General features: G+C 61.2%; 10 protein-coding genes and 1 pseudogene. 6 read left to right on the top strand and 5 right to left on the bottom strand.

The window, feature by feature from the left end; translation table 11 throughout:
* Window positions 1-18: 18 nt before the first annotated feature.
* Window positions 19-1,473, bottom strand: a complete 1,455-nt coding sequence (locus PSH64_RS18315) for an aldehyde dehydrogenase (protein WP_305478097.1) — start codon at window positions 1,471-1,473, stop codon at window positions 19-21.
* Between the two features lie 33 nt (window positions 1,474-1,506).
* A complete protein-coding gene (locus PSH64_RS18310) occupies window positions 1,507-2,883 on the bottom strand; it encodes an aspartate aminotransferase family protein (RefSeq protein WP_305478096.1) in 1,377 nt (458 codons plus the stop codon).
* 213 nt (window positions 2,884-3,096) lie between these two features.
* Here PSH64_RS18310 and PSH64_RS18305 point away from each other — a divergent pair, with 213 nt between their 5' ends.
* The 3 genes from PSH64_RS18305 to PSH64_RS18295 all read left to right on the top strand — a co-directional run bounded on the left by PSH64_RS18305 (window position 3,097) and on the right by PSH64_RS18295 (window position 6,511).
* Window positions 3,097-4,071 (top strand): helix-turn-helix domain-containing protein, encoded by a 975-nt coding sequence (locus tag PSH64_RS18305; RefSeq protein WP_105341567.1) that lies wholly within the window; start codon window positions 3,097-3,099, stop codon window positions 4,069-4,071.
* A gap of 61 nt (window positions 4,072-4,132) precedes the next feature.
* The gene (locus PSH64_RS18300; protein ID WP_305478095.1) at window positions 4,133-4,873 is read left to right on the top strand and encodes an IclR family transcriptional regulator; all 741 of its coding nucleotides are present in this window, start codon (window positions 4,133-4,135) and stop codon (window positions 4,871-4,873) included.
* A gap of 189 nt (window positions 4,874-5,062) precedes the next feature.
* Window positions 5,063-6,511, top strand: a complete 1,449-nt coding sequence (locus PSH64_RS18295; RefSeq protein WP_305478094.1) for an APC family permease — start codon at window positions 5,063-5,065, stop codon at window positions 6,509-6,511.
* Between the two features lie 39 nt (window positions 6,512-6,550).
* Here PSH64_RS18295 and PSH64_RS18290 read toward each other — a convergent pair whose 3' ends face one another.
* The 3 genes and pseudogenes from PSH64_RS18290 to PSH64_RS30505 all read right to left on the bottom strand — a co-directional run.
* Window positions 6,551-8,059, bottom strand: coding sequence for an MFS transporter (locus tag PSH64_RS18290; RefSeq protein ID WP_305478093.1), 1,509 nt, complete (start codon window positions 8,057-8,059; stop codon window positions 6,551-6,553).
* An 86-nt stretch (window positions 8,060-8,145) separates the two neighbouring features.
* Window positions 8,146-8,850: a methyl-accepting chemotaxis protein gene (locus tag PSH64_RS30510; protein WP_370694481.1), complete on the bottom strand. Its 705-nt coding sequence runs from the start codon at window positions 8,848-8,850 to the stop codon at window positions 8,146-8,148.
* A 201-nt stretch (window positions 8,851-9,051) separates the two neighbouring features.
* A pseudogene (locus PSH64_RS30505) lies at window positions 9,052-9,168 on the bottom strand (hypothetical protein); the annotation flags it as partial.
* A 1,373-nt stretch (window positions 9,169-10,541) separates the two neighbouring features.
* On the opposite strand from PSH64_RS30505, the gene PSH64_RS18280 reads away from it, so the two are divergent.
* The 3 genes from PSH64_RS18280 (at window position 10,542) to PSH64_RS18270 (ending at window position 14,842) form a co-directional block, all read left to right on the top strand.
* Window positions 10,542-11,990: an APC family permease gene (locus tag PSH64_RS18280; RefSeq protein ID WP_305478091.1), complete on the top strand. Its 1,449-nt coding sequence runs from the start codon at window positions 10,542-10,544 to the stop codon at window positions 11,988-11,990.
* A gap of 89 nt (window positions 11,991-12,079) precedes the next feature.
* The gene (locus tag PSH64_RS18275; RefSeq protein ID WP_305478090.1) at window positions 12,080-13,513 is read left to right on the top strand and encodes an aldehyde dehydrogenase family protein; all 1,434 of its coding nucleotides are present in this window, start codon (window positions 12,080-12,082) and stop codon (window positions 13,511-13,513) included.
* A 3-nt stretch (window positions 13,514-13,516) separates the two neighbouring features.
* Window positions 13,517-14,842 (top strand): hypothetical protein, encoded by a 1,326-nt coding sequence (locus tag PSH64_RS18270; RefSeq protein ID WP_305478089.1) that lies wholly within the window; start codon window positions 13,517-13,519, stop codon window positions 14,840-14,842.
* Window positions 14,843-14,891 lie beyond the last annotated feature (49 nt).

Below are 14,891 nucleotides of genomic sequence, written 5' to 3'. Positions count from 1 at the left end.
TCAGGACAGGGATCGTGCTCAGGAAGGTAGCAGCACGGTGATGACTTTCTCCTCGGTGTAGGCCACCGCGCCGGCAAACCCGCCTTCACGGCCGATACCGCTGGTCTTTACGCCGCCCCAAGGCAGGTTGGCGTCCAGCGGGCTCCAGCAGTTGATACCCACGGCACCGGCCTTCACCGCAGCGGCTACGCGGTGCGCTCGCACCAGGTCGGTCGTCCAGACCGTGGCCGCCAGGCCGTAGGAGGAGTCGTTGGCCAGTGCGATAGCTTCCTCTTCGCTGTCGAACGTGATCAGCGTGCCGACGGGCCCGAAGATTTCGTCTTGGGCGATCGCCATGGCGTTGTTCGCGTTGGTGAAGATCGTCGGCCGGACAAACCAGCCCCGTTCAGGCGTCGATACCCCGCCGGCCAGTAGCGAGGCGCCTTGGTCGATACCCAGTTGGATGTATCGGTTAACGCGATCGAATTGTGCTTTCTTGGCCACCGGTCCCATCTGTACACCGGGCTGGCGAGGGTCGCCCACGTTGACTGCCTCTGCGGCATCGGCCAGCGCTGCGCCGAAGCGATCCGCAATGCTGCGGTGCACCAGGATGCGCGAGCCGGCCGCACAGACCTGGCCCTGGTTGGCGAACAGGCCGAGCGCACACCCGCGCAGCGCGTCTTCGAAAGAGGCATCGTCGAAGACAATCTGGGGGCTCTTGCCGCCCAACTCCAATGCCACGCGCTTGAACAGCACACCGGCGGTGCGCTGGATTTCGCGTCCGGCCTCGGGGCTGCCGGTGAAGCTGATCTTGGCAACGAGCGGGTGTTCGCACAAGGCGCGACCCACCTCATTGCCGTAGCCGGTGACCACGTTGATCACGCCGTCAGGAAAGCCCGCTTCCTGAGCCAGCACCGCCAGGTGCAGGGCAGACTGCGGCGTCTCTTCCGAAGGTTTGATGACCACGGTGCAGCCTGCCGCCAGCAAAGCGGCGAGCTTCCAGACGGTGATCATCAACGGCGAATTCCAGGGAACGATGGCGCCGACCACACCCACTGGCTCACGCACCGTGTACGAAAGGGTCTTGGTGCCGAAGTAGCCACCGGTGGGAATGGTGCGCCCCTCAAGCTGGTTGGCCCAGCCGGCGGCGGCACGCAGGTTGGCGATCGCGTTGGGCAAGTCCATCCGGCGCGGTTCGATGGGTGAGCGACCGATGGCGTTGGCATCCATGTCGGCCAGCAGTTCGGTGTCGCGCTCAACCAGGTCAGCGAGTTTCGATAGCAATTGACCGCGCTGGGCGCCGTCGAGCTGGCTCCAGGCGCCACCCTCAAGTTGGCGATGCGCGGCCGCCACTGCGCGGTCCACGTCCTCAGTCGTGCCCTGTGCGGAGCTGCCGTAAACCTGTTCTGTCACGGGGTTGACGAGGTTTATACGACGGCCGTCGGAGGCTTCGAAGGACGCACCTCCGATGAAGTGATTCAAGTGCTCAGTCATTTTGGGATCCATGAGTGATGTGGAGTGGTCGGGTCACGCCTCAAGGGAGGCCAAGGCATCGCCGAAGATGTCCAGTGCCTTGAAGAACAGCGAGCGCGAGATCGTCAGCGACGGCATGACTCGCATCACGTTGCTGTAGCGACCGCAGGGAATCATCAGCACGCCGTGGTTCAGCAGGTAGCCCATGAGCTGGCCGATTTTTTCGGGCGCCAGGGGAGCCTTGGTGGCAGGGTCTTCAACCAGTTCGATACCGATCATCAGGCCGCGGCCGCGGACTTCAGCGACGAACGGGCTGTTGAAGCCACGGATACGTTCCTGCGCCTCCAACCCCAGCGTGTGCGCACGGTTGAGCAGATCGAGCTCCGGGTCCTGCAGGATGCTGATGTTGGTCAGCGCCACTGCCGCGGACAACGAGTTGGCGGCAAAGGTGTTGGGCATCGATCCGTCAGGAATCGCGGCCGCCAGGTCCGAACGCATGATCAGGCCCGCCATTGGCAGGTCGCTGCCGATGCCTTTGCCGAATGTGAGCATGTCCGGCTTCACGCCCGAGTGCTCGACCGCCCACATCTTGCCGGTGCGCCCTGCGCCGGATTGCACTTCATCGACGATCAGCAGCGTGCCGCTACGGTCGCATGCTTTGCGCAACAGCTGCAGGAATTCTGGTGAAGGAGGCACGTAGCCGCCTTCGCCCTGCACCGGCTCCACGATAACGGCAGCCACGTCATCGGCGGCGGTGTAGGGGGTGTTCAACAGGTAGTCCACGTACTCGCCGGCGATCTGCTCGGCGCTTTTGTGAGTGGTGTCGAAAGGGAAACGGTAGGCGTAAGGGTAGGGGGCGTGAATCACCCCGCCCATCTGGGCTCCGTAACCCTTGCGGTAGGCCGTACCTGTCGTCAGGGAACCCGAGGCGTTCCACACGCCGTGGTAGCCTCCATGAAAGGCGATGATCTGGTGCCGCCCGGTAATGCGCTTGGCGAACTTGATGGCTGCTTCAAGCGCATCGCTGCCGCTTTGCGTGAAGAAGGTGATGCAGTCGCCACGCAAGCCGTCGGGCGCGATCTCGGAGAGCTTGGCCGCCAGTTCGGTGCGCCGGGTGCTGTTGACTTCCAGGGCATGCATCAGCACTTCGGACTGTTCGCGGATCGCCTGCACCACCTTCGGGTGGCAGCGGCCTACGCTGCTGACGCCCACGCCGGCGGACAGGTCGATGTAAATGTTGCCATCGGGGTCCTTGAAGGTAGCGCCGAAGGCACGGTCCATCGCCACGGGCATGCGTCCGCCGCCGCGCGCCATCGACTCGGTACGCGCCGACAACGCCAGGGCCTCGCTGGTTTTGGGGCCGGGAAGTGCGCTGGAGGTAATTCGCGGGGCATCCGCGAAGTGGAGGGATTCAAGTTTGGCTTCACTCATGACGTTCTCTCTGGATATCGATTTAAGTGTGCTGATCATCTCCGTGGCGTGTCTGTGGCCGGTAGCCCGAATTGGCATATGAGTGGACCGTCCTGAGCGCACTGTCCAATGAATTTAAAATTCCATAAAGAATTGTGCAAAATTCTCACTATGTGCGAATATCGCATAGGAAGGCGATCTAAAAACAAGAATATTGCTGAGGCTTTCGACATCATGAAAAATCAGACTATCAGCCGTTTCAGAGACGTCCATGTCCATGCGGCCACCGTCCAGGAGTGGAGCCAGGACTACAGTCAGCTAACGGCAGGCTCGACTGAGAGTTCGCTGATGCAGTTGTCGACGGCGGGTGTCCACGTCTTTCTCGAGCAGATCAACCAGCGTGTCGTGCAGCACGGCGTGGCTCCCCGAGGCAAGATGTGCTTTGCCGTGCCGATCACCACCCCGGGTTCGATACGGATGCAGGGACGGGAGGCGGACGATAGCAGCCTGTTCTTTCTTCACGGTGGCGAGGAGTTCATGTTCCATATGCCGATGGGCATGGAGCTGCTGTCCATCACCTTCGAACGTGAATTGTTCGAGCAGGCGTTGGCGCAAACGGCTTCGGCGAAGGAGGTCAGCCTGTTGCTGCGTCAGCCGGTGATCAGGGTTTCCACGCCGCGCTTTGCAGACGCTCGTCGCCGATTGCTGGCGATGTTCTCCCAGGCCCTGGTGTACGAAGAACTCGACAGCACGCGAGATCGGGAGCGGGAGCTGGCGCTGGAACAGGCGATGCTCGGCGAATTGCTGCAACTCATGACCGACCCGGCTTGCGACAAGCAACAACGCTCCGCAAGCTCCACGCGTAGCTTCATTGTCGAGAAATGCCACCGTCTGGCGACCGCGGAGATGATCGACGTGCCCAGCGTGATCGAGTTGTGCCAGCGACTTCAGGTCAGTCGGCGTACCGTGCAGAACAGCTTTCGCTCGGTTGCCGAGACGACGCCGCTGAATTACTTGCGCTCTGTGAGGCTCAACGGTGTACGCCGGACCTTGATGTCCACCCGCGCGTCGCATCTCTCGATCGGCGACGCCGCTGCCCAATGGGGCTTCTTTCACCTCAGCCATTTTGCGGCGGAGTACCAGGAGCTGTTCGCAGAGTTGCCGTCCCATACCCCCCGCGCTGCCATCACCGGTTGCGCTCATGCCTGAACACCCGCCCGCTGAAAGCAGTGTGGGGGTGACCGTTGGCTTCACAAGGATGTAGAGAAAGATGAATAGCCTGCGCCGTCTGCTCATGGTCTTCGACCTGTTTCGCCCGGAACAACCGGTCATCGATGTGGACATCATTTGCCGGGAGCTCGGCTACACGTCCGCCACCGCCTATCGTTATCTGCGCGAACTTGGCGACGCGGGCTTTTTGAAGCGATTGCCGCGCGGTTACGCGCTCGGCCCGCGAATCGTCACGCTGGAGCATCTGATGACGAACTACGATCCGTTGTTGGCATGCAGCCGGGACCTGGTCGACAACCTGGTCGTCGACACCGGCCTGGACGCGCTGGTCAGCGAGTGGCATGGCGACTCCGTGGTCAACGTGCTGATCCATCGTGGCTCCGATGCTGGACCGGTCGGTAGCGGCAGGGGGCGGTCGATCGATCTTTTCCACAGCGCGACCTCCCGGGTCGTACTGGCTTATCTGCTACCGCGCCAAATCCGACGTGTTTACGACACGCACGTGAACCCATCCGAATTGCAGCATCTGGGGCTGGAGTGGAAACCGTTCATCAAGAGCCTGCTCGCCATCCGCAAACAGGGCTACTGCATCAGCGAAAGCGAGCTGCACCCGGGACGCAGTGGCGTCGCGGCGCCGATCTTCGACGAAAAGCAGCGCGTCCTCGGGAGCATGACCCTGGTGGGGCGCAGTGAGCGGTTCGGTGCGTTTCAGCAAGGCTATCTGTGCGACCTGGTGACCGGCGCGGCGTCGGAACTGACGGCGCGTCTCGCTTCGCAGTGAGGTCAGGCTGGCGGATGGCGCTGTTCAGGTGATGGGGTAACAGGTTACCGATTTGGGATACCGGGACGTTCACGGTGAGGCATAGGATCGAATCCAGCGTGCGACAGCAACGACAAGCTATATCGGTGACGGTGAACGGCTTGCTGCACCGATCCTACAGCGACTGCCTCATACAATAAGGTCAAGAACATGAGCGTATCTATCCCGATCAACGGTTCGACGGAGTTGAAGCGTGGTGCCCTGGGTATTGGTTTCATCATCTTTTTCGTGGTGTCGGCGGCGAGCCCTTTAAGTGTGATCGCCGGTGGTTTCCCGATTGGCATCATGCTGGGTAACGGTGCCGGCACGCCGGCGTTGCTGATCCTGGCGTTGCTGGTGCTGCTCGCGTTCTCGGTGGGTTACACCACCATGTCCCGGCACCTGACCAATGCCGGCGGTTTTTATGCGTTCACCTCCCGTGGTTTGGGTGGCCTGGCAGGCGGGGCGGCCGGGGTGTTGGCGATGTTTGCCTATAACATTCTTCAGGTCGGGTTATATGGCATGTTCGGCGGGGTGGTCAGTGGCACCATGGAAAGCATGTTCGCACTGGTGCTGCCGTGGTGGTGTTACTCGCTGATGGCGATGGCAAGCATTGCGATTCTGGGGTATCGCAAGATCGACCTGTCGGCGCGGCTACTGTCGGTGATGGTGATCGCCGAGTACCTGGCGATCCTGATCCTGGATTTTTCCATCCTCAAATCCGGCGGCGACAGCGGCATCAACCTTGATGCGTTTGATCGCAGTCATGTGTTCAGCGGCACACCGTCAATCGGCTTGCTGTTCTGCTTCGCGGCATTTATCGGCTTCGAGGCGACGACTATTTACGGCGAAGAGGCCAAGAACCCGCAGCGTACTATCCCGATTGCCACCTACTGCTCGGTGTTGCTGATCGGCGGGTTCTACGCGCTGTCGGTATGGTCGATGGTGGTGGGCGTGGGGGCGGACAAGATCGTGCCGATGCTGCAGGCCTTGCAGGACCCGACGACGTTTATCTACGGCATGTCCGACCACTTTGTCGGCCCCTGGCTGACTCAGATTATCCGGGTGCTGTTCATGGTCAGTATCTATGCCGGCCTGCTGGCGTTTCATAACGCCGCGGCCCGTTACTTCTACGCGATTGGGCGTGACGGCCTGTTGCCGCACCGCTTGGGTACTACCCATCGCGTGCACCAGAGTCCTCATATGGGGTCGGCGTTGCAGAGCCTTATCTCGGCGGTGGTGGTACTGATTTTCGCCGCCATGGATGCCGATCCGATCCTGCAGCTGTTTGCCTGGCTGTCCAACTTGGCCACGCTGTGCGTGATTTTGTTGATGGCGCTCACTTCCGCAGCGGTAATCTTCTTTTTCCGGCGTCACCCCGAACTCAAGGTGGGGATCTGGCGTGGGCGGATTTTCCCCGGTTTCTCTTGCGTTGCCCTATTGGCGGTTCTGGTACTCGCGGTGGTGCATTTCGATGTACTGACGGGCGCCAGCCTGGCCTTGTCATACAGTCTCTGCGCGATCATTCCCGCGGCCCTGCTGGGTGGCGTGTTCCTGGCGGCTCGACTTCGCAAGGCGTCGCCGCAGCGGTACCAGGCATTGGGTAGCCACAGGCTTTAAGGCCCCACGCAGAACCGTTCAACCAAATCTGCGCGTTGCTTACCAAGGATGGTCTGCGACCTCGCGCGGTTGCGCCTGACTGCTCAACTTGACCAGCAGCGATGCGATCAACAGCAGGACTGCCGACGCTGCCAGCACGGCAACAAAGCCTGCATCGAACGCCGCACGGGCGAATGCGCTCAGCATCGCGCGGCCTTCGGGTGACAACGTCTCGGCGACGACCAGCGCGTCGTCGAGACTCTCGAAGGTCGCGGGGTTCAGGGTCAGCCATGACGGAATCATCAGGCCCGCCGAATACGCATAAATCGCCGACAACAGACTGCCCGCCAGCGTCACACCCACAGCACCGCCCAGTTCAAAGGACACTTCTTCGATGGAGGCGGCCATGCCGGCTTTATCGGCGGGCACGCTGAGCATGATGGTGCTGGACGAAACGGTCAGTGCAGCGCCAATCGTCAAGCCCAATAGGGCAAGGCTGGCGACTTGCAGGTAAACCGCAGCGTTGTACAGCAAGAGATAGCTCAGCATCGCGGCTGACGACAGCAGCAACGTCCAGAACAGTATCTGCCGGTTTCCCAGGCGCGGCAGGTAGTAACCGGCAAGCGGCCCTGCGACGAAGGAGCCCAGTGGCAGAGGAAGGATGAACAATGCCGCCTCCAGCGGCGACATGCCGAGCACCAGTTGCAGGCGCTGGCTGAACACCAGTTCCATGCCGATCAACGCAGCGGCCGACACGACTGCTGAAATGACGGCATTTCTGAAGCCCGGTGCAGTGAACAGCGCCAGATCGAGCATCGGCTGTGCGGCACGGCGTTGGCGTCGAATGAACAGTGTCAGAAATAGCGCACCCAGCACGACCGCCACCAGCATGCCGTCGAAGGAGGGCGCCCGTTTACCGAGTTCCTTGACGGCATACGCCAGGCTGATCAGCCCGATCATGACTTGCAGCGAACCCTGCCAGTCCCATCGCTTCTGAGCATCCCTCGGGTGATTCGGGATCAACACCGCGCCGAGGACCAGTGCTACCAGCACAATAGGCACGTTGATCAGAAACACCGAGCCCCACCAGAAATGCTCCAGCAGCAGGCCGCCTACTACCGGGCCGAACGCAGCGCCCCCTGAAGCAACCGATGCCCAGATGCCGAATGCCATGGCCTGCTCGCGCGGGTCGGTGAACGTCACCCGCACGATGGCCAGCGTAGCCGGCATCATCATCGCCGCGCCGACAGCCAGAAAGCCGCGGGCACCGATCAATACGCTGGCCGATGGCGAGAAGGCCGCGATCAGCGAGAACAGGCCAAACACACTCAGCCCGCCGATAAACAGGCGTTTGTGCCCGAGGCGGTCACCGAGTGTGCCCATGCCCAACAGCAGACCGGCAGCGATCAATGCATAGATGTTGATGATCCAGAGCTTTTGCGAGGCCGAGGCATCGAGCTCACGGGTCAGTGTCGGCAGGGCGGTGTACAACACCGTCATATCAATGACGATCAGCAGCAATGCGCTGGAAATAATGGCCAGGATCAGCCAACGACGTGGGGGAATCATGGGGGGGCTCGATGAACGATGGTCGAAAGCCGGCAACTGTAACTCAGTCAAGACGTCAGCACCGGCAGGTAGCCTGCCGTGCCCCTTTACACTCGAAAATGGCCGACAAGCTGCTGTTGATGGTTGGCCATTTCATGGAGTGAGTCACTGGCCGTTGAGGCATCGCTCATCCGTTTGGTCAGTGTTTCGCTGATGCTGCGAATGCCACTGACCCGATGGCTGATATCTTCCACGACCGTGCTTTGCTCCAGGGCTGCGCTGGCGATCTGCTGATTCATCTGCTCGATCACATCCACGGCCTGGGAAATATTCTCCAGCGCCGCACGGGTCTGTTGCACCTGGATTACGCTGTTGCCGGCTTGCTCGCGGCTCAGCTGGGTACTGTGCACCACTTCCTGGCTCAACTGCTGCAGCATCTCTATCACTGTGCGGACCTGTTCGACCGAGCTCTGGGTGTTGCTGGCCAGGTGCCTGACTTCATCGGCCACCACCGCGAAGCCGCGCCCCTGTTCGCCCGCTCTGGCCGCTTCGATGGCCGCATTCAACGCCAGCAAGTTGGTCTGCTGCGCGATGGTGCTGATGACGTCCAGCACCTGGCCGATCTGGGTGCTGCTATTGGCGAGGGCATGCACTTGCTTAAGGGTGGTGTCCAGACGCTGATCGAGGCTTTCGATGCTGCTCTCGGCGATGGAGAACACCGCTTGACCCGATCGGCTCGCGCTTTCGGCGGCTGTCGCTGCGTCGGCGGCACCGTGGGAATGGCGCGCCACTTCCTGGGCACTGGCACTCATTTCGTGCAGCGCGGTCGCGGCCAGCTCCACTTCGCGGTACTGGCGTTGCATCCCTGCGCTGACTTCCCGGGCAATCCCCGAGGAGGTATTGGCGCTGTTGCGGGTATCCAGGGAGGCGGTTTGAATGTCGCGAATAATCGGCTGCAACTTGTCCAGAAAACGGTTGAACCCATTGGCCAATTGGCCCAATTCGTCGCGCCGCCCGACGGGCAGGCGTTGGGTGAGGTCACCATCACCATCGACGATGGCATCAAGCAGACCCGCCACCTTCAGCAGCGGGCGTGTCACCCCGTAGGCGGCCAGCCAGATCAGCAACATGCCGAGGCAACTGGCCAATACCCCCAGGCAAAGGTTGAGCCAGTTGGCCTGGCGGCTTTTGTCGTCCAGTTCGCTTTGCATTTGCCGGGCGGGTGCCTGCACCAGGGCTTGGGGAACCTTGATCTCCAGTTGCCAGAGTGGATTGCCTGCCACGGGTTGCAGAGCCTGGCGTATATCAAGGGTGGACCCGGAGACTTCGCCGCTGCGTCCTGCCACCTGGCCGGTGGGCGACACGATGGCCACTTCGCTGTTGCCCTGATACAGGTCCTGGCCGAGGTCGGCAGCCAGCTTTTGCAGCGTGTCGAGGCCGATGTCCATGCCGACCACGCCGAGGATCTTGCCGTTGGCGATCAGAGGGACAGAAATGCTGCTCATCAGGACTTTCTGGCCTTCCACCTCACTGGTGTAGGGTTCCACCACGCACGTGCGCCTTTGCGCTTGAGGGCAGGTGTACCAGACGTTTGTCGGTTCGCTGCCGGGTGGCGCAGTGTCGGTGAAGATTTGCGCTTCGGTGAGCACATCCTGGACCAGTTGTCCCGGCTGGCTCTGCGACCAATACAGCGCAAAGCGGCCTTTTTCGTTGCTCGCCAGTGCACGTTGCCCGACGAAATTGGCGTCTGCGCCCGCCAACGCGTCAGGCAGAAGGATGACGTACAGGCCGAGCACTTTTTCGCGGTTGAGCAGTGTCTGACGGGTCACGCTGATCAGCGCTTCGCGCAATTGCCCAGCCGTGAGGCGTCCATTGAGCGTTTGATCGCGCAGTTGCAGAACCTGTTGCGCGAACCCTTCGCCATACAGCGCCGTTTCGTTGAAAAAGCGTTCGACCTGTTGGCCATGGGCAACGGCCTGGGCTTGCAAGCGCTCCACGGCGGCTTGCCCGAGCAGGTGACTGCTCTGCTCCTTCAGCAATTTTGCACTTTGTTGGTTCTGGTACACCGAGGCGCCTACCAGCGCGCCGACGACAGCCAGCAGGCACAGTCCGCTCAGGAGTGTGATCCGCCATTGAATGGTTAGGTGAGCTAAGCGCATGACTGAGATTTCCTGCAGAGGGCTTTGGCTGCGATGGGCTGAGGTCCAGGCCCTCGCTTTTTATTATCGGTGCCGACATCTGGGTATAGAGCGGGTGACGCTAGCATGCGGGAGGGAACGGCCAGCCGGTTATCCCGAATCGGCAAGGACTGCCGGATTGCGGGTGTCGCATTGACCTGTTTTGGGGCGGCGCCTCGGATGCTACCGATTTGGGATAGCGAGCGGTTCAGGGGCGGGCATAGGATCGAGTTCAGCGCGCAACTAAAACAAAACGCTAATTGGTGCCGATGGAATTCAATCGGGCCACCCCAACAGCGACTGCCTCATACAATAAGGTCAACAACATGAGTGTACCTATCTCGATCAACAGCTCCACGGAGCTTAAGCGTGGCGCCCTGGGCGTCGGGTTCATCATCTTCTTCGTGGTGTCGGCGGCGAGCCCGTTAAGTGTGATCGCCGGTGGCTTCCCGATTGGCATCATGCTGGGTAACGGTGCCGGTACGCCGGCATTGCTGATCCTGGCGTTGCTGGTGCTGCTCGCGTTCTCGGTGGGTTACACCACCATGTCCCGGCACCTGACCAATGCCGGCGGTTTTTATGCGTTCACCTCCCGTGGTTTGGGTGGCCTGGCAGGCGGGGCGGCCGGGGTGTTGGCGATGTTTGCCTATAACATTCTTCAGGTCGGGTTGTATGGCATGTTCGGTGGGGTGGTCAGTGGCACCATGGAAAGTGTCTTCGGCCTGGTGTTGCCGTGGTGGTCCTACTCGCTGATGGCGATGGCGAGCATTGCGATTCTGGGGTATCGCAAGATCGACCTGTCGGCGCGGGTGTTGTCGGTGGTGGTGATCGCCGAGTACCTGGCGATCCTGATCCTGGATTTTGCCATCCTCAAATCCGGCGGCGACAGCGGCATCAACCTTGATGCGTTCGACCGCACCCATGTGCTCGGCGGTACCCCGTCCATCGGCCTGCTGTTTTGCTTTGCGGCATTCATCGGCTTTGAGGCCACCACCATTTACGGTGAAGAAGCCATAAACCCTAAACGTACCATTCCGATTGCCACCTACAGTTCGGTGCTGCTGATCGGCGGGTTCTACGCGCTGTCGGTGTGGTCGATGGTGGTGGGCGTGGGCGCGGACAAGATCGTGCCGATGCTGCAGGCCTTGCAGGATCCCACGACGTTTATCTACGGCATGTCCGATCACTTTGTCGGCCCCTGGCTGACTCAGATTATCCGGGTGCTGTTCATGGTGAGTATCTATGCCGGCCTCCTGGCCTTTCATAACGCCGCGGCGCGTTATTTTTACGCGATCGGCCGTGACGGCCTGTTGCACAGTCTGTTGGGCACCACTCACCGCGTGCATCAGAGCCCCCATATGGGCTCAGTGTTGCAGAGCCTGATTGCCGCGGTGGTGGTACTGATTTTCGCTGCATTGGATGCGGACCCGATCCTGCAACTGTTCGCCTGGTTCTCCAACCTCGCCACCCTCTGCGTCATTTTACTGATGGCGCTGACGTCGGTAGCGGTCTGCGTCTACTTTCAGCGTCATCCCGAGCTTAACGTCGGGATATGGCGCGGGCGCATCCTGCCGGTTTTCTCCTCCCTGGCATTGGTGCTCGTGCTGGGACTGGCGGTGGTGCATTTCGACGTGCTGACCGGGGCCAGCCAGCTGTTGTCCTACGGACTCTGCGCCATCATTCCCGCGGCCCTGATCATCGGCGTCATGCTCGCCGCGCGCTTGCGAAAGATCTCCCCGCAACGGTTTCTCGCCTTGGGCAGCCACAAGCTTTAAGGCCGCACTCGTTACAGCTCGACTAACCAGACAATTCCAGCCTGCCGTTGCCCGGCATGGCTCGTCAGTGTGTGAAAGGAAGGTTTCAAATGCACAACTACAAGATGCTCATCAATGGCGTTCAGGTCGCCGGTGAACAGGGCCAGTTTGACGTGATCAACCCGGCTACCGGTGCTGCATTCGCCCAATGCCCCGCCGGCTCGCTGGCGCAACTCGACCAGGCGGTCGACGCCGCACAGGCAGCATTCAAAAGCTGGCGGCACAGCACCCACGCAGACCGTTGCGAGCGCCTGTTGGCGGTTGCGGCGGATATCGAGCGGGAGGCGGAGTCACTGGCCCGACTGATTGTGCTGGAACAAGGTAAACCACTGGAACTGGCGTTTTCCGAAGTCATGGGGTCCGCCGCCTGGACCCGCTATGCGGCCGGGCAGGAGATTGCCGTGGAGCTGGTGGAGGAAACCCCCACCCAGCGGATCGAGTTGCATCGCAAGCCTTTGGGTGTGGTGGCGTCGATTACACCGTGGAACTGGCCGTTCATGATCGCCGTCTGGCACATCATGCCGGCGCTGCGAGCCGGTAACTGTGTGATCAGCAAACCGTCGAGCCTGACCCCGCTGAGCACCTTGCGCCTGGTGGAGATCATCGCCCGCCATGTGCCTCACGGCGTGATCAATTGCCTGACGGGCGAGCAAGGTTTCGGCAGCGCAATCACTTCGCACGCTGGCATCCAGAAGATTGTGTTCACCGGCTCGACCGCCACCGGACAAAGCGTCATGCGCGGCGCCGCCAACAACCTCAAGCGCCTGACGCTGGAGCTGGGTGGTAATGACGCGGCAATCGTCCTGCCCGGTACGCCGGTTGAGGCGGTGGTCGAGGAGATTTTCCAGGCGGCGTTTCTCAACATGGGCCAGACCTGCGCGGCCCTCAAGCGCCTGTATATCCACGAATCGCAGTACCAGGCCTTCGCTGATGCGCTGACCCTGATTGCGACACGCCAAGTGGTGGGCGATGGCCTGGAAGCTGGCGTCACCTTTGGGCCGGTGCAAAACCTTGAGCAATTGGAGCTTGTCGACGCGCTGGTCGCTGACGCGCGAGCACAAGGCGCGCGCGTGCTGTGTGGCGGCGCGCGTCTGGATCGCCCCGGTTTCTTTTATCCGCCGACCCTGGTCGCGGACGTGACAGATGGCCAGCGCCTGGTCGACGAAGAACAGTTCGGTCCCGTGTTGCCTTTGATCGCGTACCGGGATGTCGAGGATGTACTGCGGCGCGCCAATGCCGGCGACATGGGGCTGGGCGGATCGGTCTGGGGGCCGGATGTCGAGCAGGCCCAGGCACTGGCCAGCCGCCTGGAAAGCGGCGTTGCCTGGGTCAATTGCCACGCGCAGATTCAGCCGAACACGCCGTTTGGCGGCAGCAAGATGTCCGGGTTTGGCGTCGAGTTCGGCCTTGAGGGGCTGCTGGAGTTCACTGGCCAGCAACTGCTGTTTGTCCGCCCCTTTAAAAGCGCACCACAAGGAGCTTGAGCCATGCGCAATCCGTCACGTCATCCCGTGTTTGGTAGCACGCTTGTGTGCACATTGGTTCTATGCGCCATCAATCAGGCCCAGGCCTATGAGTTGTACAGTGATGAGGGCCGTCACCTGAACGCAGACATGACCGCCGTGTTCGGCCAGTTCAACAGTCGCAAGAACTACGACGGCACACCCGGTGGATCTACCTGGCGCGAAGGCTTCATCAAATACGGCTTGAATGGCGACCAGTCCCTGGCGGGCAATGGCACTGCATATGGGGCGTTCGCCCTGGTCAGCTCCGCCACCTGGAGCGATGGCGATCCAGGCGGCAATTCCCTGGGGACCGAGCGCACAACAAAGATCGAAGACGCCTACCTGGGCTGGCGCTCCGGCGACCTATTCCCTGCATTAGGCAAGGACGGGGTTGATATTTCCGGCGGGCGCCAGGTGGTCAAGCTGGGCCGAGGGTTCCTGATCAACGATGACGGACTGAACCTGGGCAAGGGCCCGGCCGATGGCAAGATGAACCGTGGGGGCGCTTATTACCTGGCTGCACGGCATGCGTTCGATCAAACCGCGCTGTTGCGCCTGGGTGGGCAAGATGGCCTGCACGGCAGTCTGGTGTGGCTCAAATCCGACAACCGTGTCCAGGCCGAAACCGAACTGGCCGCCGGCACCCTGGATTACACCACCCAACCGGGTACGATCGGGTTGACCTGGGTACACGGCATCGACGTGAGCGATCAATGGGCCACCGACGTTCAACGCCAGCGCAAAGGCATGAACGTCTACAGCGTTCGCGGTGAAGGCGATGCGGGCATCGAGAACGTCAGCCTGGCGTTCGAATACGCCTGGCAGGACAAGGACGCCGGGCCTGAGAAAGCCTGGTACGGCGAAGCGGGCTACACCTTCGCCGATACCGCCTGGGCGCCCAAGGTGACCTATCGCTATACCCGCTATTCACAGAAGTGGGATCCGCTGTTCACTGGCTTGAGCATGGGCTACGGCACCTGGTTCCAGGGCGAAGTCGCCGGCAACTACGCCGGGCCGTTCAACAGCAATACCAGCATTCAGCACGTCGGACTGAAGGCAACGCCGCTGGAAAACCTGACCTTGGGCGCGTTGTACTTCGATTTCGACACGGTGCGTAAAAACAACGCGCTGAACCTCAATGCCCGTGAGCTGGATATCTACGCCGAATGGGCAGCCAACCCGCACTTGATCATTACCCCGCTGATTGGCCTCTACAAACCCGATCAGGACTCAACCACGGGTGGTAATCAAGTCGGCGGCAATGGCACCAACCTGTACAGCCAATTGACGGTGGCTGTTCCGTTCTGACCGCACATCCGCCGCGTCCACGGCAATGGACCGGCGGCTTATCCATAGG

This window comes from Pseudomonas sp. FP1742, assembly GCF_030687145.1.
Classification (GTDB): domain Bacteria; phylum Pseudomonadota; class Gammaproteobacteria; order Pseudomonadales; family Pseudomonadaceae; genus Aquipseudomonas; species Aquipseudomonas frederiksbergensis_D.
The sequence above is the reverse complement of the archived record's forward strand: the minus strand, read 5'-3'. Positions and strand labels throughout refer to the sequence as shown.